Origin of the sequence: Maridesulfovibrio frigidus DSM 17176 (assembly GCF_000711735.1) — a bacterium.
Lineage (GTDB): Bacteria > Desulfobacterota > Desulfovibrionia > Desulfovibrionales > Desulfovibrionaceae > Maridesulfovibrio > Maridesulfovibrio frigidus.
On the sequence record NZ_JONL01000004.1, the window covers coordinates 104831 to 128182 of the forward strand.

Consider the following 23352-nt stretch of genomic DNA (forward strand, 5'->3'; position numbering starts at 1 on the left):
TTTTGATGTGGAAAGCGAATAAGCTTTCTATCTTTTAAATTAGCTCCCGCAAAATATCTATCCCCCGCAGTAGCTCTTCAGCTGTACGAGGTCCGCTTAGTGATATTCTAGCCATGGCGGGAACAATGCTGTCGCCGACTGCGAATTTCTCTGCCCCGAAAAGATTTACTCCCATTTCCCGTGCTTTTGCTTCAAGCAGGTAGCCTCGCCACGGTTCAGGTAGTTTGATCCATATAAAAAATCCCGTAGGTTTGCCGTAATAAGTAAGGCCTTTTAGAGGTTCTTTTGCTAGCTGAGATCTTTTTGCTGCTTCTCCTCTTTTAAGGGCGATAATCTTATCTGCGGTCCCGTCTATTATCCATTCGGAGGCAAGTTCTGCATTTAACGGCGGTGTCATCCATACAGTGTTTAATATGGCGTGTGCTAGCTGATCCCGCAAAATTTTTGGTGCAGACATGAAGGCTACTCTCAGTCCAACAGCCAAGGATTTTGATAGTCCGGCAATATGAACACTATTATCGGGGGCTAAGGATGAAACAGGAAGCAGCGAATTTTCTACCGTGAGGCCGTAGGCATCATCTTCGATAATAGTAAGTGAATGTTTGCGGGCAATTAGGGCAATTGCTTCGCGCCGCTCGGCGGACATGCAGGCTGTGGTGGGATTTTGTACCCCGGGCATAATATACAGCCCTTTAATTTTCTCTCTGCGGCAGATTGCATTAAGCGCGTCCGGCATCATGCCTTCCCCATCCATTGCGACAGGAACCAGCCTGATTCCGAGCATAGACGCTAAGGTTTTCATGCCGGGATAAGTGAGCGCGTCTGATGCAACCCTGTCTCCTGCGCGAAATAGTGCAGTCAGGCAACAAGTAAGCGCGTGCTGTGCTCCTGAACAAACAAGTACGTCTTCAGGAGTTACATCTAGGTTATACCGTTTGCACCATTCGGCACCTGCCGCACGGTGCTCCGGCAATCCTCGTGGATCTGTATAGCGCAGGAAAACATCCGAATTGCGCCTACGGATGAGCTTTTTCATGCCCTCTTGAATATCAGGATCACAATCATAAAAAGTATTCGCCGCCCCTAATTCTATCATCCCGGGAACTTGCGGCTCGAATGAAACCATAGATGACGAAATAATCGCGTCAGAAGCCACAAATGTTCCGCGCCCGACAGTTCCAGCAATCAAACCTCGCCGTTCAGCTTCGACATAACCACGCGTAACTGTACTGACGTTTATTTCAAGATCGTCCGCAAGTTCACGGTGCGTAGGAAGTCGATCACCCGGTTTAAGCTTACCGGAAAATACATCACGTTCTATTACATCTGCCAGCGCACGGTATTTTGGGCCTGATACATCTTCAAGTGTGGGGTTCCATTTTGTCATGCACACAATAATTCCATTGACTACATACAATGTCAACAATATGTCTACAATCAGACAAATCGCAGCACACAATTTTTTGTGCGATCGCTTCTTTAAGTGAAAAAGGAATTATTATGCAGGAAAATTATTGGGCTTTTTTATTGTTTGTTATTGTTATGACTGGAACACCGGGGCCCGGTAATCTGGCAATGCTTGCGCTCGGTCAGAGTGTGGGTTTCAAAAAATCTATACCTTTTTTAATAGGCATGGTTACGGGCGGAGTATTTGTCGGGGTTCTCATATGTATGGGGCTTGGGGAATTGTATATGACGTCTCCTCGTACCGCCTCAGTTTTTAAGATCATCAGCATTATGTATATCCTCTACCTTGCGTGGAAGGTAATGATGATGAATGTAAAGCCACCTGAAGAGGTAAGGCCGTTTACTGTATACGACGGGTTGATGCTGCATCCATTAAATCCAAAAAATTGGGCTATGAATATTTCCGCATTCAGTCAGTTTGCAGATCCCACCGCACCTAGGCTTTTCGAAATTAGCATTTTTGTTCTGACATTTGGTTGCGGGGCTTTACTTTTCCACAGTCTTTGGGGGTATGCAGGTTCGTCTTTATTACGACTGTTGCGTACTCGCACTCTTAGATTGTGCATCAATTCCTCCATGGTTGTATTGATGGTCGGGGCTACTTTGTATGCCTTGTATAAGTAGAATCTAGGATGGCACCGATGTGTTATGGTTTTCGTTTCTTAAATATTAGGATATGGAATTTTTAGGGATGACTGTAAAAGCATTCAAAAAGTGCGATTTAAGGTTTAAATATATAATTTTGCATGAGGATTACAACTATGGGTAAAAAAATCGGTTGGATTGGAACAGGCGTAATGGGAAGCTCTATGTGTATGCATCTTATAAAAGCTGGACATGAAGCCTTTGTTTATAACCGCACAAAAGCTAAAGCTAAAGATTTGATCGCTGCTGGTGCAACATGGTGTGATTCTCCTTCAGCTGTTGCCAAAAGTGCTGACATCATATTTACAATCGTTGGTTATCCGACTGACGTTGAGCAGACAATTCTTGGATCAGAGGGCGTACTTGCAAACGCTGATGCCGGAAAAATTATAGTTGATATGACCACCTCTGAGCCTGCTTTAGCAGAGCTTATATACGACGCCGCAGCGGATAAAAACGTTGAATCCTTAGACGCTCCAGTTTCTGGAGGAGATTTAGGCGCACGCAACGGATCTCTAGCAATCATGGTCGGTGGTAAGCAGAAAGTCTTTGATGAAGTAAAAGAACTCTTCGATATCATGGGCCAGAATGTTCAGCTTATGGGTAAGGCAGGAACCGGACAGCACACAAAAATGTGTAATCAGGTTCTAATTGCTGGAACTATGATCGGAGTTGTTGAGTCGCTTCTATATGCTCAGAAAGCGGGCATGGATATGAATAAAGTAATCGATGTCATCGGTTCTGGAGCTGCCGGATCTTGGTCTATTAATAACCTTGGCCGCAGAATTGCCGAAGATGATTTCAACCCCGGTTTCTTTATTAAGCATTTTGTAAAAGATATGGGCATTGCTCTCGATGAAGCAAAGCGCATGAAACTTTCCTTACCGGGGCTTGCTTTAGTAAATCAGTTCTATATTTCTGCTATGGCAATGGGCTATGAAGAGCTTGGAACACAGGGACTATTTAAGGTTCTGGAGAAAATGAATCAGGTTTAATTTAGCCGGTTTCAATTTTACGTAGATTAAATAAAAAGTCCGGCTTCGTGTTTTCATGGAGCCGGACTTTTATTTTAATAAGCTATTCTAAAATTAAACCGGAACTTTAAATCCGCATAATTCGAGGATCTTTTGAGATTCAGCCGCTAGCACTGTTTGCAATAGCTCAGCTCCTTCTTTGCTCTCACCAATTACCATTGCATAATACTTTGCTCTGACCTTCAGTGGATGAGGCAAATCCATAATGTGAATATCAGTCATTTTTTGAGCAAGATCGAGCGCGGTTGTTTTATAGCCCAGAAATAGATCGATTCTACCATCATCAAACAAGTGGTACACTGGCGAATGCGGACCTTTCTCTTTTGGTGAATTTTTACCACCAACCAAAGTTAAGGCCCTTTCTCTTAGAATGAGTCTACTACCGGACTGCACTGCTTCGGTTTTATCAAATACAGCAAAAGCATAATCGCCTCCCGGATCATCGATTGGCGTAGACGTACCTATTCTGTTTTCGGTATTGAGCATATTTTTTAAAACATCATCACTTTGCATTGCTGATGATCTACCAAACAAGCACAGCTCATTTTCAGTGAACAGAACAGGATCAGAAGCAAGTCCCAAATCCGCAAGAATCTGTCCATGCTTTAAGTTTGCAGATAAAAAAAGAGCTGGGCAATCGCCACTAACAATACGCTCCTGAAGTACCCCTGAAGGCCCTAAGGTAGTTGTTACCAAAAGATCAGTATTTTCGAATATAGCTGGTAAAGCATTGCGCAGACTACCTGCTGAAAAAACTTTAACTTGGGTTATCACTTTGATCTCCTCCTATCATGCACGTGCGATACAGACTTTATCTCCGCCCTCAAGAGTGCAGACTTCTACAGGTAAACCATACAAGCGACTCAACATCTCAGGATCTAATGTTTCATTAGTAATTCCATACCCTTGTAAGAGTCCGTCTGCAATCAATGCCGTACGCTCAGAAAATCCTAGCGCATGGTCTGGAAAATGTGTTGTCATTACAACGGCTAACCCTTGATCAGCAAGTTTGCGTACAAGTACCAGTGTTCTGGCCTGATTCCCAAAATCCAGATGTGAGGTTGGTTCATCCAGCAGAAGAATACGAGATTCCTGCGCAAGTGCTCTGGCAAACAAAATCAGCTGACGTTCTCCGCCACTGGTTTCGTTATAGGATTTCTTTGCTAGGTCAAGAATTCCAAGAGTCTCCATTGCCTGTTCAGCAACCGAATAATCATTTGCTGAAGGTGAAGCGAACATACCTATATGGGCAGTGCGGCCCATAACGACGACCTCAATAGCTGTAAATGAAAAGACCGGAGTGTGCATCTGCGGAACAAAAGCAATGGCCTGTGCAATCTCTTTACGGCTCATATTTCCTATTTTGTTGCCTTCGATGGTTACCTGACCGTTTGATGGCACATGTAGCCCTGCCATACAGCGTAGCAAAGTAGATTTACCTGTGCCGTTAGGTCCAAGCACAGATAAAACTTCACCAGCATGTACTTCGAGCGTAATACCTGACCAGACAGGATTCACGCCATCATAAGCAAATGTGAGATCGGAAACGGTTAAAACTACGCCCATCCTGTTCTCCCTTTACCTAATAACCAAGCAAAAAACGGTGCACCAACTGTTGCAGTAAGAATTCCAAGTGGAATTTCAGCCGCACTGATATTTCTGGCAATGCCATCAATAACCACAAGGTAACAAGCCCCTAAAGCAAGGCTGGCGGGCATCAGCCGTCTATAATCCGGCCCGACTAACATTCTGGCAAGATGAGGAACGACAAGGCCGACCCAGCCTACGATGCCGCTGACGGAAACGGCACTTGCTGTGATAATCGTAACCGCAATAACCACCCCGAATCTTAACTTGCCTGCCTCGACCCCGAGGGTTCTGGCTTCCTCATCCCCGAAAGAAATCACATTTAGTCTCCAGCGCACCATTAAAAGGCCTACCATGCATAGTCCCATGGGAAGAAGAACAGTATATAAATCTTTCATAGCGATAGAAGATAGAGAGCCCATAAGCCAGTAGACTATCATGGGCAGCTTATCGTCAGGATCGGCAAGATATTTGACCAGAGATAATAATGATTGGAAAAAAGCGCCTACAATTACACCGGCAAGCACTATGATCATTGAACCGCTGGCTTTATAAAACTTACTCATCAGCCAAGCAGAACCAACTGCGACCATCCCGAATAAAAATGCGCAGCCTTGAATCATTACAGGTTGATTCCAGATGATTATTCCAAGGGCAGCTCCGAAACCTGCGCCTGATGCAACTCCAAGAACATATGGAGAAACTAGCGGGTTACGAAAAAGACCTTGAAATGCAGCGCCGGAAATAGATAAACCTCCACCGATAAGCATGGCAGCGAGTACTCTTGGTAAACGAACATGCAGAACCACGGTTTCTACAACACTGGACCATTCCCCTGTTACTGGTAATCCTACGTAGTTGCCGAGAACAAGCAGTACTTCAGTAAGTTTAACAGGATATCTACCCCAGACAAGGCCTAGGCATAAAGCGGCGACAGGAGCCACCCAGAGTAAAATAGACCACTTACTCCGGTTGTCCCTGCCGCTATTTATTGCAGACTTATTTGTATGAGACGCCATAGAATTCTTTGTAGTAAGATTGAACTAAAGCAGATAAATCAACATCTTTAAATTTTTCAGGATAAAGTGTTTTTGCCATCCATAGTTCACCTAGAGCCATAGACTCAGGTAGTGCGTGTCCCCAAGGTTTTACGTATTCAGGGCAAATAAAAACTTTATTGTTCTTAACTGCGTTGATCTGTTTCCATATAGGGTCAGTGGTCAAATCTTTTGCAACTTTGCGGTGACGCCACTGAACAAAAATAACTTCAGGGTTCCAGCGGAGCACATCTTCCATTGAGACTTCTTTGAATCCAACTATTTCTGCAGCAGCAACATTAACTCCGCCTGCACGTTCCATAATAACGCTGGTGTATTTACCGCGTCCGTAAGTTCTTAAGTTGGAACGAGCCATGTAACAACGTACACGTTTGGCTTCTTCAATTGTTCCCAAGTGGGATTTCAATATTTTCTGATTAGCATTGATAACTGCAATTAACTTCTCAGCTTTCTGTTGTTTGCTGAAAATGTCAGCAATGATGTTAATGCCTTCTTTCAGTCCATCGTTATAAGCTTTACTTGCGTCTTTTAATTCAGGATTAAGTACAGATGCTTGTTCGTAACCGGCATTATAAAGGGTGATAGCTACAACTGGGATACCAGCGGTTGTAATCTGCTCGATCATATCTTTAGGAGCGTAGTGAGTTACAAAAACAATGTCTGGGTTAAGCGTGAGCAGTGTTTCCATATTCACGCTTTTAAGACCACCGGGAGTGGGCATATTTTCGATATTTTTGATGCTCTTTGCTGCGCCGGGAAGATATTTTTCCCATTTCTCAAGGATACCTACGACTGAATCAGCAGCACCAAGCTGGATAGCAATGTCTAGTGTCTGATGCTGCAAAATAACTGCGCGGTTAACAACATCCGGTATAGTAACAGTTCTGCCAAGCTGATCTGTTACGCTACGCTCTGCCATTGCCGGGCCAGCAAAAAGAACAAGACAACTTAGTGCAAGAGCGCACAACAAGTTTAAAATTCTGAAATTTTTCATAGACATCCTTCTATTAGAAAATTGTTAATCCCAATCATCCCCCCAACAACATAATGACCACTGGATCTTTATATGTGTTTTTTGACATAACAGAGTGTGTAAGGCTCAGCAATGCGAATTACTCTTAGTTGTAAAATGGTACAGCATTAGTTATTATGATGCTCTATAATCATAACATCTCTCTATTTTTATGTAGTGATTGCATATATAAAAACGCAGGAAATCTATTTGCATCCCGATCACTCTCCAGCTGCATACTTACTTAAGCTTAATCGAGCATTATACAGTTATTTTATTATGAAATATCAGACATAATAAAAACAGCCCATACGTAAACGCATGAGCTGTTTTGTCTTAAAGCCATTTTTGAAAATAGTCGGTTATGCGCTATCCCTCTCAGCATTAACCTTCTTCTCAAAAGCACTACGATCCTTGCCTACATAAAAGATGAATGTGCAGAGCATAACTATCATGCAACCGATAAGCGCACTTTTTGCTGCGCCGGATAAAGCTACCAGACAGAATCCGCAGGCTATAATTGCAGAACAGATTTGCAGCCATGCTCTTTTCGCTTTGAATCCATAGCGGCGTAGAAGATTGAGAGCTGAATAGAAATAAGGCGGTAAGGTCAATAACACTGCGATGGATGCAATGTTTCCGAACAAACTTTGCGTGTTTCCGCCTTTGGACATGAACATAAGAATTACGAGAAGCACGCTCATCATTATAGATGAGAATACAAGTCCCATAACAGGAACGCCGTGGCTGTTTCTTACTCCAAAAGCTTTAGGAAGAGTTCCATCATTGGAAGCTCTGCAACCAGCCTGTGAAACAAGCATCATCCACGAACCAAGCGAGGCCAGACAGGCAAATGCTGTTACGGCTGAAACGAGCTTAGGAACATACGCTGCGAAAGGAAGACTGGCGCAGATATGGCCCATTGCCAGTGAAAAAGGTGCGCCGGATGCCGCCATTACTTTTGCGGGAAACATGCCGGAAATAGCAGTACAGGAAAGGATGTAAACTCCGCCAGCCAGCGCGGTTCCTACCATGGTTGAAATAGGAATGGTGCGTTTTGGATTCTTTACAATAGCGGTGTTAACCGAGGCACTTTCCACTCCGATAAAGGACCAGATGCAGAGAATGATCGCCGCAAGTATTGCGGAATCGGGAGTGTGTCCTTCCATAAGCCAATTGCTATTGAACTGCGCCATGTCAAAATAAGCCCAACCCGCTGTTCCCGTAATGATCACAGGAATTAAAAGCAGCACAACTCCAACTGAAACAAGTCTCCCGATCCAGTCTGCACCTAGAATATTAATTCCAGTGAAAAACCAGATAAGCGCTATGGAAGTTATACCTGAATAAATTGGATTCTGTAGGGCCGGAAAGAAAGTTGATAAGTAATCCACACCGGTAATCGCGATGGCAATGTTGCCTATCCAGTTGGCGTGGTAGTAGAGAAGGCCGGATTGGTAGCCCAAAATAGGCGCAACTTCTCCGGCATAGGCGATAGGACCACCCTCTTGCGGGTCTTCCATACCAAGTCTGGAGAAAACGTACGCAAGTGCCAGCGCTCCAACTAAGGCAATACCCCAGCCGATGACAGAAATACTGCCGATGGCAGCTAAGTTTGCCGGAAGCAGAGCTATTCCCGAACCCATCATGTTTCCGGCAACAACTGCGGTACACGCAATTACGCCCATTTTTTTGTGTTCAGCTGTGGCCATTTTGCATCTCCTTCTCGTCGTTAAATTACAAAATTTGAAATATTCTCTAGTTAATAATTTTAAGGTTCAATCGTAACAGGTGAAACAGCAGCAGCTTGTAAGCTGAGTTCTATTTGTGATTTTCTACGCATAGCGCGGTGATAGAAAACCAAAGGAACCAACGTGAAAACAATCACTCCTGTGAGTAGAAAACCTACATAGTAAATTGACGACCACATCCCTTGCGAGCGAACAGCGTGGGGCGGAATAAAGCCAAACCCGATAACGAACAAACAGGTAACCATTGCAACGGATGACACGATCCATATACCAAGTTTTCCGCCGGGAATTGTATAACCGCGCTTAACTTCGGGATGCGTGTAACGAAGCTTGATAGCTGCTGCAAACATCAGCAGATACATAATGAGGTATAGCTGAGCTGCAAGAGCACTCATAAGCATGAACGCGCTACTGACTGTCGGCATATACAAAATTACAAGTGAGAGAATTGCGGAAAGGCTCGTCTGGATAATTAAAATATTTGTAGGTATTCCGTACTTATTAACCTTCTCCCATGATTTAGGAAGATAGCCTTCTTTCGCAACGACACGGATACCTTTAGACGGGCCGACCATCCATGTAACAACCATGGTCAGTGCGCCATAAGCGAGTAGAAAACATATGATCGGAGTCATAAACGGCATGTGATGAATCTGGAATAGCTTATCAAAAGCCTGGCATACTCCAGCACTGAGACTTACGCCGCCAGCTGGAATAACCATGGCAATTGCAAGAGATCCTAAAGTGGAAAGGGCTATAATGATTGCACAAGCCGCAAAAATGGCCTTGGGGTAATTCTTAGCAGGATTTTCAACTTCATTAACATGAACCGCAGACATCTCCATACCGAGAAATGAAACAAGCATAGCTGCAAGAAGCATCAACTGTTGCAAACTGTCCATATTTGGAATCATTGCGGAAGCTGAAAAGGTTATCTCTAGAGGCTTTCCGGATATAACATGCACAATGCCTAGAATAATAATCAAAATTCCCGGGATGATGGTTCCCACTATAGCGCCGGATGAACTGAAAAAAGCCGAAAGTTTCATATCTCTAAAGTTCAAAAAGGTTGTAACCCAAAGCGCAACCTGAATAACTCCCACAATAAACCATTTGTTCTCAGCAAGAGCTGGATCAAAAGTGTAGGCAATGGCCGATGCTCCGAAAGCAAGTACTGCCGGAAACCACGGGAGATTTTCAACCCATTGCATAAAGATCGCGACAAATCCCCACTTGGGACCGAAGGCTTCCTTCACCCACAAGTATACACCACCCTCGCCCCGCCAGCCGGAAGCAAGCTCCGCTGATACCAGAGCAGAAGGAATGAAGAAGCATAGTGACGCAACGGTCAGATAGAAAATTAGCGACCAGCCATACTCAGCAAGGCCCGGCAATGCACGAAGCGACATAATAGCCGCCACGTTGATCATCATCAGGGTGAATACGCTTAATTTACTGGATTTCTTTGGTTTGATTGATTCAGCCATTATATTTTGGGGCCTGATTGCTCTTAAAAATATGAGTCCTTAAAAGCTTGTCTCTAAGGACTCATATTTAAATTATTAATTTGTTTAACAGGGACGTTCGCATATCCCTAATAAACCGCAATTATTAGCAGTTTATTTCTTTACGCACATAGTTCTGAAGTACTTTTTACCTTCACGCTCAATGCGCTCAACTCCGTGAATATCACTTTCGTATCCGGGGAATATGTTCTCGAAATCCTGACGTGCTTCAAGGTATTCATAAATAGCGTCAGCTTTCTCATTCAAGATTTCCCCGCCCATAATTACTGGGATACCGGGAGGGTAAGGGACAACCATTACAGCAGGAATGCGGCCCTTCATATTAGCAAGCTCTACATATTCAACATTCTTACGAACAACTGAATGGTAAGCTTCCGAAGGTTTCATTGCCTGATCTGGAATTACCTGAAATGCAGCTTGCATTTTGTCGATTAGCTTGTGTTCTTTGTAGTAGTTGTGGATGGCGTTACAATGATCTTTCAACCCAACTTTTGCATATGCTTCAGGGAAGCTCTGTACTAGGTCCGGCTGAACTTGGACCAGAGGAGTGTTCGCATCGTATAGCTCTTTGAACTTCAGCATTCCGGCAAGGAGTGATCCCTGCTTGGCCTTGGTTGTGCCCATGGAGTTAAGGAGCAGGAAGGAATAGTAATCTGTTTTTTCGCAAACAATACCGTGATTAATAAGGTAGTTGGTAACGATTGAAGCAGGGATTCCTTCGTCATACATCTCACCGTTTTCTTTCAAGCCCGGTGTCGTGAAGGTCAACTTGATAGGATCGAGCATAGCGTAATTGTCTTCGATATCATCGAATCCATGCCAATCATCTTTTGAACTGAAGACCCAAGGTTTCTGATTATCGCAGAGATACTGAGTAGGAACATCTTCGAAGTTTTTAATCTCTCCGTCCATATCAACCTTTGCAGGCTGCCACATTTCGAAGAACCAATCGCCTTCGTCCTTCATTTCCTTGGCAATCTTAGATACTTTTTTGCGCAAGTTAATGGCGTCGAGGATTGTGTCGTTCATTAGAACTTCACCACTGTCGTCCATCATTTTAGTTGCGACATCGAGCGAGGCAATCATGCTGTACTGCGGCGATGTAGAGCCATGCATCATATATGATTCATTCAGCTCATCAGGATCAATTTTTACATGACTTCCGTCTCTCACATGAAGCATGGATGCCTGTGAAAAGGCCATGAGAAGCTTGTGAGTGGAGTGTGAACAGAAGATTGGCGGATGGTTCTCATTAAGGTCATCATCAGCCATACCGAAATGATCTTTATACATAGGGTGAAAGCGAGCATATGCGAACCATGCTTCATCGAAATGAAGGTTATCAACGCTTTTTTGGAGCTGCTTTTTGATGTTGATAACATTGTAGCAGATGCCGTCATAGGTGGAGTTAGTAAGCGCAGACATCTTAACACTGGACGACTTAATATTGTCAGGTATCAGCTTATTTTCTTTAACTTTGGCCTGAATGGATTTTTCAGAGAATTCAGATAGTCGACAAGGTCCGATAATGCCTCGTTTATTACGGCGCGGAACCATATATATAGGATACGCATCAGTAATGACCATGGAGTAGTTGAGTGATTTATGGCAGTTGCGGTCAACAAATGCGATATCATCACGCACTAGCTGACTTCGCCAGATAATCTGGTTTACGTTGGATGTACCGTTCAAAACGTAATATGTCTGATCGGCTCCGAATACGCGGGCAGAATTCTTTTCAGCATCCCCGACAACGCCTTCATGATCGAGCAGAGAGCCAAGCTCTGGCACTGAAATGGAAAGGTCGGAACGGAATACATTTTCGCCGTAAAATTTATGCATTGCTACGCCGGCAGGGGATCGCATGAAACCTTCACCACCCATATGTCCGGGGGTATGCCAAGCGTATTTGTAAGCATCTGAATATTTGACCATTGCGCCGAAGAATACCGGATACACACCTTTAACGTATTCAAGGAGCACTGTTTCAACGCGACCTGCAAGGAATTCAGATGTATCGGCAGTTTTCCAGAGGCATTCATTGATTTTTTGTAAAACTCTGGTTGGTAAGTCTTCCATTGCAGTACGATCGGTAAGTAAAATGACAGGGATTTTTTTATTACGCTTGCGGATAGCATCAAGAAGTAGTTCGGGCCCAATTTTCTCATCTGGCCGCTCGTCTTGAATGTCCCAGTCAATGACGACAGCGCCAAGATCCGCGCGGGACATGAAAATTTCGATAGCATCTTCATAACTATAGGATGGAACTACCGAGCACTCCTGCACTTCGATGAGTTCTTCTTCTAGTTCACGGAGCCTTAGTCCTTCGTCATTCATCGCTTCAAACTGCCCTGAAACAATCAAAACAGGCCAAGAATGTTTAGTTATTTTCATCCCGCATACTCCTTTCTAACGTTTCAAAATACTTTTATAAATAAAGCACTAGCCTGACATAAATGGAATTTTTATTTAAATTACGCATATATCAAATCAAATAGAATAGCTATATTCTTTGCATAATTGTGGTGTTATTAAATTTGATAAAGGTAAAAATTTAGCCGAATAACCATAAAAAGAGTTTGGTGTGGGTGCTTGCAAAAACATGCATCAGGTATGTATGGTCTATCTATTAAATTTAAATCACTTCAACTGGCGGAGACCAAATTGAGAAAGCTGTTTTCAATTTTCATTATACTGATTCTACTATCCCTTACTGCCGGAATCAGCTTTGCTCGCAATGGGGCTTTACCCAATAAGGTAGCTATCGATGCTGATCAGGCGATTGGTCTTTTGAAAGAAGGAAATCAGCGTTTTGTAAAAGGTTCCAGCGTTTATCCGAATCAAACATCGCACCAGCGTAAAGTTTTAGCTTTGCAGGGGCAGCATCCTTTCGCCACAGTTGTTTCCGGAGCAGATTCCAGAGTGGACCCCGTGCTCATTTTTGATCGAGGACTAGGCGATTTATTTACCGTTCGTACCGCAGGAAATGTTGCTGGTACAGATACTCTTGCCTCAGTTGAATATTCAATGATTACGCTTGAAACTCCGCTATTGATTGTGATGGGACATACACGAAACAGTGTGATTAAAGCGGCTGTGGAGAAGATTCCGGTTAAAGGATATCTGGTTCAGCTGGTAGGTAAGTTAAATCCGTCCATCAAGATGACAAAGGTTTTATATCCATCACTTAAGGGTGACGAGCTTGTGGATAAAGTTACTGAAACAAATGTTCGGCAGGTAATGCGTGATATTTTGGGGAGCTGTCCGGGGGTGCTTGAAAAAGTAAGATCCGGTAAGGCACAAGTTATGGGTGCTATTTACGACACAGACACAGGAGCTATTCGCTGGCTTGGTCCGTAGCAGAATGAATTAAAGAACGATTGGTTTTTTTTAACGTAAAAGGATATTTTTTGCAGGCGCTGGGCTGTAAGAATTATCCTTTGCAGCAAGGTTTCCAGTCCAGTTCCGAAACATAGGGACGTTTTATCCAGATCATGAAACAAACCGCGAGAAGCTTATTAAGTGGGCTGATACGGCCATGTATAAAGCTAAGGAACAAACTAAGGATAGCAGTATTGCCGCCAGTGCAGAATGATCTACTTATTCAACTTGAATTTCGTAAGATTTAAGCTTGCGATATAGTGAGCTCCTTTCCAGGCCTACCGCTTCGGCAAGTTTGGAAACTGATCCACCGAACTCTTTTAATTTTATTTCGAGGAATTTAGCTTCGAAGTCTGCACGGGCTTTCTTGAAATCAAGTTGCCCTTCAGGAAGTGGCAGTGGAATTTGATCTTGATTGCACCTTTCAGCTCTAGGTCCGTCAGCTATTTCGGGGGGAAGTTTGTCAGGACCGACTTCTTTTCCTCCGAACATAATGAGCATACGTTCAACGAAATTCTTCAGTTCCCGCACATTTCCGGGCCATGAGTATTCGCTCAGGACAGTTAAGGCCGCCTCTGTAAAGTTTAGCGGTTTGAAACCATGCTGTCTGTTGAGGCGAGTTATGAATTCTTTGATAAGCAGCGGGATATCTTCTGATCTGTCACGTAGTGGAGCCACTTCAAGTGGGAATACTTTGAGTCTGTAGTATAAATCTTCTCTGAAGTTGCCTTCTTTAATTTCTTGGAAAAGATCTTTATTGGTCGCTGCTATCACGCGTACATTTACATTAATAGTTTTACGCCCGCCGACTCTTTCAAAACATTGCTCTTGGAGTATTCTAAGTATTTTAGCCTGTGTTTTAAGGCTCATATCACCAATTTCATCAAGAAATAAAGTTCCAGTGTCCGCAAGCTCAAATTTGCCTTCCTGCGCTCTTTCAGCCCCGGTAAAAGCCCCTTTTTCATGTCCGAATAGTTCGGACTCAATGAGTTCTTCCGGAATAGCTGCGCAGTTTACGGCGACCAGAGGCCTATCTTTTCTAAGGCTTAAAGAATGTATTGAACGGGCTACAATTTCTTTGCCTGTTCCGTTTTCTCCGGTGATGAGTACCCATGCATCTGTGGGTGCAACTTGCCCGATTACTTCACGCATGGACACAATAGCGTCAGAACGTCCGGTAAGTTTGGCGGGCTGCTCTGTTTCAATGCGTGTTCTCAGAGCTTTGTTTTCAGATTGCAAACGTGAAAATTCGACCGCTTTTTCCGCTGTGATAACTACTTTTTCAAGCGAAAGTGGTTTTTCTATGAAATCAAAGGCGCCTTTTTTGATAGCTGATACGGCAGTTTCAATATTGCCATGGCCGGAAATCATGACCACTGGTAGCCATTTCCATTCTTTCTTGATGCGGTCTAAAACTTCAAGACCGTCCATACCTGGCAGCCAGATATCCAGAAAGACTAGATCAGGCATGTCTTCTGACAAAGATTTTAACGCTGCTTCACCGCTACCGGCTTCAGCAACCTCAAATCCTTCGTCTTCCAGAATGCCTCTAAGTGAGTACCTGATTCCGTCTTCATCATCGACAATGAGTATGCTTTTGTTCATGAGTATTTCCGCTATTTATCGAAAGAAAAGTTTTCATTTTTTATAACAGCGATGCAGGCATCAACTATATTTGGGTCGTAATGGGTTCCGCGTCCACGAATTATTTCGTCTGCAGCTTTTTCGAATCCGAGAGCCGGACGGTATGGTCTATGGGAACTCATAGCCTCCACGACATCGGCAACAGCTATTATTCTCGCTTCAAGAATAATGTTGTTGCCGGAAAGCCCGGCCGGATAACCTGATCCGTTTATACGTTCGTGATGCTGATGTACAATCTTAGCCACTGGCCACGGGAAGGATATACCTTTAAGAATTTCATAACCGACTTCAGGGTGCGTTTTTACTAAACTCATCTCGATGTCGGTGAGTTTTGTAGGCTTTGATAATATTTCAGCTGGGATGGAAAATTTCCCCACATCGTGAAGAATGCCCGCAACCTTTATGCAATGAATCTCTTCCACGGACATTTGAAGTTTTATAGCGATTTTACAAGCAAGTTCGGCAACTCTCTGCTGATGTCCAGAAGTATACGGATCACGTTTTTCAGACATGATTGCGAGGGATGCAACAGTTTCATCAAATGTGTGCCGCAATTTCTTAAGGCTGTTTTTAAGAGCTGCTTCACTCTTCTTTATCTGAGAAATATCTCTCAAAACAATTACAGTGCCTATAGTTGTTTTGCGATCTTTGATTCCGGAAATACTTACTGAAACAGGAATATGTTTATTTTGGGTTTTTAAAATGGCGTCATCAATTTGAATTGTGTTTTCTTCACTGTTAGCGAAGTCGTCTAATATATTAAGATATTTAAGACTTATAGGGTCTGCCATGTTCACTTCTGAATTGAAATCTTTTGCAAAAATATATTCTGCTGAGCACCCAAGCATGAGTGAAGCTGTTTTGTTAATAGATTTTATTTGTCCATTTTTGTTGGTGGTAATAACTGCATCGCCAATGCTGTTAAATGTAGTTTTAAGCCAGCGTCTATTTTCTTTTAGAGCGCATTCAGCTCTATGTTTGTATAGAGCCATTTCAATGGTCAGACTTAATTCGCGGTCTTCAAATGGTTTTATAATATAACCAAAAGGTTCGGTTATTTTAGCACGGGAGAGAGTTTCTTTGTCTGCATATGCAGTGATGTAAATGACAGGAATACAATGTTCTTTGTTGATTTCTTCTGCAGTTTCTATTCCGTCCATGTCGCCTTCAAGCATAATATCCATAAGGATAAGATCCGGCAATTGCGCAATAGCTAATTCGATAGCTTTTTCCCCGGTAGATACAACTCCGATGACAGTGTAGCCTAGAGCATTAAGGCTCCCTTTGATGTTGAGAGCAACGATGGCCTCATCTTCAACAATAAGTATTCGAGATCCTTCGTTGCCGTATTCTGGCTGTGGTGAGTAAGGAATCATAATAGTGCTCGGTATTTTTAGCTAGCTATGTAAAATATATTCAACAGTGTGGGAATTGTTATAATAAAAGTACTTTAACCATGAGTTATTATTTCAGGCAAGCACAAGGAGTACCTTATTAAGTTGGCAATTCAATGACAAAAGTTGTCCCGTGCGGCTCCGAAGGTTTAACTCTAATGAATCCACGGTGATCGGTTATAATCGACTTTACAATAGTAAGCCCGAGACCGGTTCCACTTTTTTTACTTGAAAAATAGGGTTCGAACATTCTTGATCTTTCGTCAGAAGTCAGGCCCGGTCCATTGTCCTGAACCTCAATTCTCAGCCATCCCAGAGTGGAGTCATGCATCGCAGTAATATTGACTGTAGGATTTTCGCACTCTCCCAAAGCTTCGGCGGCGTTGGTGAGTAAATTGATCAACGTCCTACGCATGGCTTCAGTATCAAGCTCAAGGTCAGGTATTTTTGTGAGCAATTCCAGTTTCCATGAAATGTCAGTGTGACTGTTGTTATACATGCTGACAATTTCTTCGAGTAGCGGAGTCATATTGCCGGGATTCAGCTTAACTTCCGGTAGTTTTGCATAGGCAGAGAATTCTTGAACCATCTGTTGCAGATGTTCAACCTGAGAGACGATAAGCTCTGTGCTTTCGCGGAAAACTCCATCTTCGATCTGTGGACCGAATTTTCTCTGCAACCTTTGTGCTGAAAGCTTGATAGGGGTCAGCGGATTCTTTATTTCATGAGCGATGCGTCTTGCCACTTCTCGCCATGCCGCGATCCTCTGCATTTTTTCCAGCTCAGTAATATCTTCAAATACTGCAACAATGCCGTTGCTGCTGCTGGAAGTTTTGAGCGCGACAACATTGACCAGAAATTTACGGTGACGGCCGTCCACGGTCAGCGAGAGCTGTCTCTGCCACTGCGAATACGGGCTTGATGCCATATGAGACCGTGCGTCTGAAATGAGCGAGGCCAGGTCACCTTCAGGGAGCAGTGCGAGAGGATCTTTGCCGTGAACAAAGCGGGCATTGATACCGAGCATTTCTTCGATAGCATCATTTACCGTGCTGATTTTTCCATTTTCATCGAGTGAGATAACGCCCGCAGTAATGTTGTTCAGAACCGCTTCCATGTAGCGGCCTCTACGTTCAAGTTCCTGATTCTGTTGAGCTAATCGTTCGTTGGCCGTTTTCAGACTTTTCTGACTATCTTCGAGATCTTCCGCCATACGGTTGAATGACTGAACCATGAACCCCAGTTCATCATCAGAGTTGTCCTCGAGTCGCACGGAAAGGTCTCCGCGCGCAATTCTTTGCGAACCTGCCGCCAAAGCCTGAATAGGAGCAGACAATTCTTTTGACAGTCTGAACCCGAACCAGATGGAGCCGAGAATGATAAGTAGAGTTGTCACGCCAAGAGTGAGGTACAAGCTCATTTTCAGTGGATATTTAAGGGTCTTGAGTTGTTTGTACTCATCAAGACCTCTAACAACCCGGTCTAACTTGAAAAGCAGTCCCTGCCCGATATTATCACCGATAATAAGAAAGCCGGTGCGCGCATCATCAACAGGTAAAACCCCGATAACCATGTCGTTGCCGGGCATAGGATGTATGGTTGACCAGAAATGAGGGTTCTCTCTCATGTTATCCCAGTCTACTTTAGCCTCGATTTCCGACCATGCTTTTTCCCATGAGCCTTCGGAGTGCCAGTTTAGCTTGTCCCCGTCCGGCTGGATTACTCCGAGCAGGCCGAGGTCATATTCAACCAGTTTGGTGGCGAGGAACTGGTTCATGGTTTTCCCACCCCAAGCGTAGCGGCTTTCTTTGATAGCTCCGAGGACGTTGTTTCCTCTACGCTCAAGGCCTTCCTGCGCTGATGCGTAAAAGGCGCGGCCCAGTTCAAGGGACTGGACCATGGATTCTTCCACCTGATTCTTAAACCAATAGTCCACAGATACCTGCACGAACTGCATCGCCATGAAAAACATGAGCAATGTCGGGACAAGAGAAAGGGACATGAATGAAAGGACCATTCTCGTCCGAAGTTTGGAGCCGAGCACTTTCCTGCGTCGTTCTAAAAGAAGCTTAACTCCGTTCCGTACAACAATGAAAAGGACAACAAGAAGAAGAATGAAGTTCAGGTTGAAAAGACCGACAAATAGATATGAGTTTACACCGATATATTTAAGCTGAACAACGCTGAGCGCCACAAAAATGAGCAGACAGAGAAATGCCAGAACATATTCACGCTGTCTTTTTTTGCGCTGCTTAGTGTCAGGGACACTTACTTTAATAGATTTTTCGCTCATAAATGATTTGGAGATTTAGTAAGTAAAATCAAGTTGATATGTGGCAGAAGGGATAACATCCCATGACCAGAAGAAAAGTGTTTTTTTGAGCCATTCAGGGACGTCGATTTGATCGAGGCTTACATTAAGTTTAAGCTTGTAACGTTCTCCACGTTTCAGAGTACTCCAGGGGCCAAGATCCAGAACAATAGAATCCCATCCTTTTTGGAGCAAGTGGGTAAGATTTTTGTTTCGCAGTGGGTTTTTGTTGCCGGGTTGTTCTAAAACAAATTCTTTTGACAAAGAATTGTATGAAAGTTTGTCTGAATAGATTTTGTTTGCCACCTCAGAATCGGCCCACAGGCTTTGATGAACATACAGAGTCGCTTCACACTCAAGTTTCAGCTTAATGCCGTTTTCAAGAGCTTCCTCTGCTTTTGTGTCTCCCTTAAGATTCAGCCCGAACCGTGCTATGATTGCTCCCGCCTGATTATCGAGGACCATATTTTTTAGATCGAGAGATGCTGCGTGAACCGAGGAAGCTGAACAAAGTAAGGGCGCAAACAGACAACATACAATGACCAGTAAGTTTACTAGTATGGTATGTCGCGGTATAATGTTTCTTTTGTTCAGGTTGTAAGCCTTCATTTCGGTTCCTATAATAAGTGTTTCTAAGGAGAGACTAACAGTCACTAATCATTTGTTCAACATTATGATTGCCTAAGTCCTGATTTTACAGTTGAACTGTCTTTTCGTAAGATTATAATGTAAAAGAGTCTTATAAAGGTTAATTGGAGAGATACGGAGATTCTTATGTTTAAAAATATATATGCAAAGTGGAAAAATTTAGACCGCAGAATTCGGTGGGCATCTATCTTTTCTTCTTTAGTGGTTGTGTACGCCTTAATCGGTTTTTTCCTTGTTCCAGTTATTGTTAAGAGTGTTGTTGAAAAAAAACTGCCTGCGGTTCTGAACAGGGCGATAGACCTGCAAGGTGTTAAATTCAATCCATTTGCTCTTGATCTGGAGTTGGATGGTTTCTCTGTTGCTAAAAAGGATGGAGAAGGTAACCTTTTCTCCTTTAAATCGCTTGATCTGAATTTTGATTCACTTTCTCTTTTAACCTTTTCGGCTGAATTTGATAAACTTGAGATTGTTGATCCGCAGATAAACTTAACTATTTTTACGGACGGCTCTACCACTATTTCTGATCTTATCCCTGAAGCTGTTGATGACGATCAACCTGTAGAAAAGGATAAAAGCTTTTTTCCTTTTTCCATTCAAGATTTGATCGTTACTAACGGGACTTACGTCGTATATGATACTCCGAAAGATTTTCATCATTTGATATCAAATTTCAATCTGTTCGTTCCGTTTACTTCATCACTATCGCGGCACTCGGATGATTTCGTTCAGCCGTCGCTTGATATGACTATTAATGGAACTCCCTTTGTGCTCCAAGGGCAGAGCTTGCCATTTAAAAATACCCTACAAACTGAGTTCAATTTTTCTTTAGAGAATGCAGATCTCGGTGAATACTGGGTTTATCTGCCGATTCATAAAACTACGACTCTTAAAAGCGGTAAGCTGAGTTCTGCTTTTGATATTACTTTTGTACGTGGAGAGGAATTACTGCCTAAGATTTTGCTAGGCGGCCAATTTTACATCAGAGATTTTGATCTTGTCCGTAATAGTGGCGAACCTCTGTTGAAGTTTAAGGAGCTGGCTGTTGATATTGATGAAATGAGTCTTTTGAGAAAGATTCTAAAAATTAAATCAGCTAAACTAACTGATCCTCATCTTAAAATTGGACTTAAGGCAGATGGTTCTCTTGATCTTATAGATGTAGTTCCAATGTTACAAAGCAAGTCCGATAAGCCTGCAGCACCAACAGATGACGAACCTGGGTTTTTTGCAGAAATCCAAAACGTCACCCTTGTGGGTGGTAATGTAGACTTCACAGATAAAGCTTTTGGAAACGGCTTTACAAAGCAGATTGGGCCTCTATCTATAATTGCTAACAACATTACCACGGAAGAGAACAAGGTTGGGACATACGCTATTCAGGTAGGTTCAGCCGGTAAGGAAGTTGTAAATGTTGATGGGACTCTCGCCCTTGCCCCTCTGATTGTTAAAGGGCTTGTTTCCGTGAAGGATTTGAACATTCCAGATTATCAGAAGTATTTGGAAAAGTCAGTTCCGTTAGCTGTAACATCTGGTAAAGTAGGACTAAGTTCTAATTTTAATTTTGCTCCGCAAGATAACGGACTCATGAGGCTAGAAGGTCTCAAGATCAATGTAAAAGCATTTGAACTCAGTCCTAAGGCGGGCGGTGACCCGTTGATCGGGTTGGGCGGTTTCGCCGTTTCAAACGGAACAATAGATGTTGGTAAAAAATCGGTCTCTATCGGCTCGGTTGATTTAACAAAAGCCTTGATTAAATTGACGCGTGATAAGGATGGTATTGATCTTTTAAAGCATATCAAAGCACATGGTCAGGCAGGTGTTTCCAACCAAACTGTTGTATTTACAGGTAATGCTACTGAGTCCGTTGGAAGCGCTACTAAAGTAAAAGTAACCGTGGAAGAAGCAGTCTCAGAGTTAAAGCCCGTAGTTGAAGATATCGTAAAGAAAGCTGATGCAGGTGGATGGAAGGTTCTTGTTACTAAAGTTAATTTGGCTGACTCTGCTTTTGAATTTTTAGATAAGGCCGCACCGAAAGATACACCCCTTAGCATTAGCAAGCTTAGTGGCGGTATCAAGGGGATTAGCTACCCAGAAAATAACCCTCTTCAATTGAATTTTGATGGGGTTGTTAATAAAAGAGGCTCCCTAAATTTAACGGGAAAAGGTGTTCTGGCGCCGGTTGATATATCGGGAGCGGTAAAAGTTAGGAAGATTAGGCTGCGTGAGTTCAATGGCTATTTGCCGGCTGTAATGCAGATGAGTATTGCCAGAGGCCATATTGATGCCTCAGGAGATTGGACTTTTTCTAATGTGAATGAGCCTGTGGCTACCTATAAAGGAAAGGCGCAGATTAAAGATATGCTTTTGCGTGATGCAAAAGGAGATAAGCAGTTTTTCCACTTAAATGAGCTGGCCGTAAGGGACATAGATTTCATTTCGAATCCATTGAGGATTGATGTTAGGCTGATAGATGTTATTGAGCCAAACGTTTTTGTTGCGAGAGAGGAGGACGGCACGATGAATGTTCTCCGTATCCTCACTGGCAAGCTCGCTCCTCCTGTTGATGAAAAGGCTATTGCGGCGCAAGCTAAAAAGTCCGCATCTAAAGGTGGAGTTCTGTCGGGAGCAGCGAAAGATAAGGATGTAGGAGATCTCGTTTCTAATTCCACCACGGCTCATGGCACATCTGGAGATGATGGTAATTTTATTTTCTTCAATAAAATGGCGATGTCTAATGGTACTCTCATACTTAAAGACTACATGGTTTCTCCCGCTTTTGAGCTTGATATCACCAAAATGAGATCTGCCGTATTTGGTATAGAGTTGCCTTATGGTGACCGCACCGAGCTATCGTTTAATGCAACTTTAGATCAGCAAGCGCCGCTAGTGGCGGAAGGTTATATTCAACCCGCTGATGATGGTGCAGATACCGATTTGCATGTTACGTTGATTAATCTGGATATGACTCAGCTTTCACCTTACACAAGGAAATATATCGCTTATCCTGTAAGTACTGGTATGCTTAGCGCTGATGTCGCTTTGGCGCTCAGGGGAACGCTTCTCTCTACTGAAAATGTGTTTGATATTTACCAGTTTGAAGTTGGCAAGAAGATCGATAATCCCGATGCGGCGAATATTCCAATCGGGCTTGGGCTAGCACTGCTTCGGGATAGCAATGGCAACATTCAGCTCGATATTCCTGTGGAAGGACGTGTTGATGATCCGCAGTTTAGGCTTGGCCGAGTTATCGGAGCGGCAATATTAAATATTTTGGTTAAAGCTGTAACCTCCCCGTTTGCCCTTATCGGCGCGTTGATTGGCGGCAGTGATGATATGGATGTTCTGGTGTTTGAGCCGGGGCTTGCTGTTCCAAAAGAAGAAGCGGATGAAAAATTGGCGTCTGTTGCCAAGGCAATGGAGTCCCGTCCGGGCATTACCCTGAAAATTAGTGGCTTCACTTCGCCGGAAGATATCCCTGCGCTTGAGGGGCATAAGTTTAATAGAATGGTAGCCATGCCTAAGTTCTTGGACTTAGAGTCTGATGGTAAAGCTCCGAAGTCGATTGATGACGTAGTTATCAGCGAAGAGGAGTATCCTGAGTACCTAGAAGAAGCGTACAAGGAAGCTCCATTTGAAAAGCCAACAAATTTCTTAGGAATAGTTGAAAGTCGCCCAGTTCCCGAAATGGAACAGGCTCTGAGGGATCACGTCAAAGTTACCGATACGGATTTAGCTGAACTTGTCAGAGACAGAGCAGAGAGAATCCGCATTATATTAACGACTGAAAAGGGCGTAGCGAGTGAGAGAGTTTTTCTCAAGCGCGCGGCAACTGGTAAGGGAAACGGGCCGCGAGTTGAGCTTGGGTTAGGTAATTAACAAATAAATATTAGGAGT

Annotated in this window: 16 protein-coding genes; 4 read left to right on the forward strand and 12 right to left on the reverse strand. The window is 43.4% G+C overall.

What is annotated here, in order from left to right; all coding sequences use genetic code 11:
• Window positions 1–34: 34 nt before the first annotated feature.
• Complete coding sequence (locus BR06_RS0109740) at window positions 35–1387, reverse strand: aminotransferase-like domain-containing protein (RefSeq protein WP_031482436.1); 1353 nt, start codon at window positions 1385–1387, stop codon at window positions 35–37.
• Window positions 1388–1500: 113 nt separating this feature from the next.
• On the opposite strand from BR06_RS0109740, the gene BR06_RS0109745 reads away from it, so the two are divergent.
• Complete coding sequence (locus BR06_RS0109745; RefSeq protein WP_031482438.1) at window positions 1501–2091, forward strand: LysE family translocator; 591 nt, start codon at window positions 1501–1503, stop codon at window positions 2089–2091.
• A 137-nt stretch (window positions 2092–2228) separates the two neighbouring features.
• A complete protein-coding gene (locus tag BR06_RS0109750; protein WP_034602980.1) occupies window positions 2229–3107 on the forward strand; it encodes an NAD(P)-dependent oxidoreductase in 879 nt (292 codons plus the stop codon).
• A 93-nt stretch (window positions 3108–3200) separates the two neighbouring features.
• On the opposite strand, the gene BR06_RS0109755 is transcribed toward BR06_RS0109750, so the two are convergent.
• The 7 genes from BR06_RS0109755 to BR06_RS0109785 form a co-directional block, all read right to left on the reverse strand.
• On the reverse strand, window positions 3201–3920 hold the full coding sequence (locus tag BR06_RS0109755; protein ID WP_031482442.1) for a substrate-binding domain-containing protein: 720 nt from the start codon (window positions 3918–3920) through the stop codon (window positions 3201–3203).
• 15 nt (window positions 3921–3935) lie between these two features.
• Window positions 3936–4712: an ABC transporter ATP-binding protein gene (locus tag BR06_RS0109760; RefSeq protein WP_031482444.1), complete on the reverse strand. Its 777-nt coding sequence runs from the start codon at window positions 4710–4712 to the stop codon at window positions 3936–3938.
• Window positions 4703–5752, reverse strand: a complete 1050-nt coding sequence (locus BR06_RS0109765; RefSeq protein WP_031482446.1) for a FecCD family ABC transporter permease — start codon at window positions 5750–5752, stop codon at window positions 4703–4705. Before BR06_RS0109765 ends, BR06_RS0109760 begins: the two co-directional genes overlap by 10 nt.
• Window positions 5733–6785 carry an ABC transporter substrate-binding protein gene (locus tag BR06_RS0109770; protein WP_034602982.1) on the reverse strand — a complete coding sequence of 351 codons (1053 nt, stop codon included), beginning with the start codon at window positions 6783–6785 and terminating at the stop codon, window positions 5733–5735. The genes BR06_RS0109765 and BR06_RS0109770 overlap by 20 nt, the downstream gene beginning before the upstream one ends.
• A 380-nt stretch (window positions 6786–7165) precedes the next feature.
• The gene (locus BR06_RS0109775) at window positions 7166–8515 is read right to left on the reverse strand and encodes an amino acid permease (RefSeq protein ID WP_031482451.1); all 1350 of its coding nucleotides are present in this window, start codon (window positions 8513–8515) and stop codon (window positions 7166–7168) included.
• Window positions 8516–8574: 59 nt separating this feature from the next.
• Window positions 8575–10041 (reverse strand): amino acid permease, encoded by a 1467-nt coding sequence (locus tag BR06_RS0109780; protein WP_031482453.1) that lies wholly within the window; start codon window positions 10039–10041, stop codon window positions 8575–8577.
• A gap of 132 nt (window positions 10042–10173) precedes the next feature.
• Window positions 10174–12474, reverse strand: coding sequence for an Orn/Lys/Arg family decarboxylase (locus tag BR06_RS0109785; protein ID WP_031482455.1), 2301 nt, complete (start codon window positions 12472–12474; stop codon window positions 10174–10176).
• Between the two features lie 270 nt (window positions 12475–12744).
• Between BR06_RS0109785 and BR06_RS0109790 the strand changes: the two genes are divergently transcribed.
• On the forward strand, window positions 12745–13440 hold the full coding sequence (locus BR06_RS0109790; RefSeq protein WP_031482457.1) for a carbonic anhydrase: 696 nt from the start codon (window positions 12745–12747) through the stop codon (window positions 13438–13440).
• A gap of 240 nt (window positions 13441–13680) precedes the next feature.
• Here the strand turns inward: BR06_RS0109790 and BR06_RS0109795 are convergent, their stop codons facing one another.
• The 4 genes from BR06_RS0109795 to BR06_RS0109810 all read right to left on the reverse strand — a co-directional run bounded on the left by BR06_RS0109795 (window position 13681) and on the right by BR06_RS0109810 (window position 19419).
• A complete protein-coding gene (locus BR06_RS0109795; RefSeq protein ID WP_031482459.1) occupies window positions 13681–15066 on the reverse strand; it encodes a sigma-54-dependent transcriptional regulator in 1386 nt (461 codons plus the stop codon).
• Window positions 15067–15077: 11 nt separating this feature from the next.
• A complete protein-coding gene (locus BR06_RS0109800; protein ID WP_051676994.1) occupies window positions 15078–16481 on the reverse strand; it encodes an HD domain-containing phosphohydrolase in 1404 nt (467 codons plus the stop codon).
• A 118-nt stretch (window positions 16482–16599) separates the two neighbouring features.
• Window positions 16600–18792: a sensor histidine kinase gene (locus tag BR06_RS0109805; protein ID WP_031482463.1), complete on the reverse strand. Its 2193-nt coding sequence runs from the start codon at window positions 18790–18792 to the stop codon at window positions 16600–16602.
• 15 nt (window positions 18793–18807) lie between these two features.
• Window positions 18808–19419, reverse strand: a complete 612-nt coding sequence (locus BR06_RS0109810) for a DUF4390 domain-containing protein (RefSeq protein ID WP_051676995.1) — start codon at window positions 19417–19419, stop codon at window positions 18808–18810.
• 165 nt (window positions 19420–19584) lie between these two features.
• Between BR06_RS0109810 and BR06_RS0109815 the strand changes: the two genes are divergently transcribed.
• Window positions 19585–23334: a DUF748 domain-containing protein gene (locus BR06_RS0109815; RefSeq protein WP_031482467.1), complete on the forward strand. Its 3750-nt coding sequence runs from the start codon at window positions 19585–19587 to the stop codon at window positions 23332–23334.
• Window positions 23335–23352: the final 18 nt, after the last annotated feature.

What these genes read in the sequence shown, in the direction of transcription:
- BR06_RS0109770 (WP_034602982.1), bottom strand. Translation starts at nt 6,785, where the DNA reads ATGAAAAATTTCAGAATTTTAAACTTGTTGTGCGCTCTTGCACTAAGT.
- BR06_RS0109800 (WP_051676994.1), bottom strand. Translation starts at nt 16,481, where the DNA reads ATGATTCCTTACTCACCACAGCCAGAATACGGCAACGAAGGATCTCGA.
- BR06_RS0109780 (WP_031482453.1), bottom strand. Translation starts at nt 10,041, where the DNA reads ATGGCTGAATCAATCAAACCAAAGAAATCCAGTAAATTAAGCGTATTC.
- BR06_RS0109750 (WP_034602980.1), top strand. Translation starts at nt 2,229, where the DNA reads ATGGGTAAAAAAATCGGTTGGATTGGAACAGGCGTAATGGGAAGCTCT.
- BR06_RS0109775 (WP_031482451.1), bottom strand. Translation starts at nt 8,515, where the DNA reads ATGGCCACAGCTGAACACAAAAAAATGGGCGTAATTGCGTGTACCGCA.
- BR06_RS0109760 (WP_031482444.1), bottom strand. Translation starts at nt 4,712, where the DNA reads ATGGGCGTAGTTTTAACCGTTTCCGATCTCACATTTGCTTATGATGGC.
- BR06_RS0109795 (WP_031482459.1), bottom strand. Translation starts at nt 15,066, where the DNA reads ATGAACAAAAGCATACTCATTGTCGATGATGAAGACGGAATCAGGTAC.
- BR06_RS0109740 (WP_031482436.1), bottom strand. Translation starts at nt 1,387, where the DNA reads ATGACAAAATGGAACCCCACACTTGAAGATGTATCAGGCCCAAAATAC.
- BR06_RS0109765 (WP_031482446.1), bottom strand. Translation starts at nt 5,752, where the DNA reads ATGGCGTCTCATACAAATAAGTCTGCAATAAATAGCGGCAGGGACAAC.
- BR06_RS0109745 (WP_031482438.1), top strand. Translation starts at nt 1,501, where the DNA reads ATGCAGGAAAATTATTGGGCTTTTTTATTGTTTGTTATTGTTATGACT.
- BR06_RS0109785 (WP_031482455.1), bottom strand. Translation starts at nt 12,474, where the DNA reads ATGAAAATAACTAAACATTCTTGGCCTGTTTTGATTGTTTCAGGGCAG.
- BR06_RS0109810 (WP_051676995.1), bottom strand. Translation starts at nt 19,419, where the DNA reads ATGAAGGCTTACAACCTGAACAAAAGAAACATTATACCGCGACATACC.
- BR06_RS0109815 (WP_031482467.1), top strand. Translation starts at nt 19,585, where the DNA reads ATGTTTAAAAATATATATGCAAAGTGGAAAAATTTAGACCGCAGAATT.
- BR06_RS0109805 (WP_031482463.1), bottom strand. Translation starts at nt 18,792, where the DNA reads ATGAGCGAAAAATCTATTAAAGTAAGTGTCCCTGACACTAAGCAGCGC.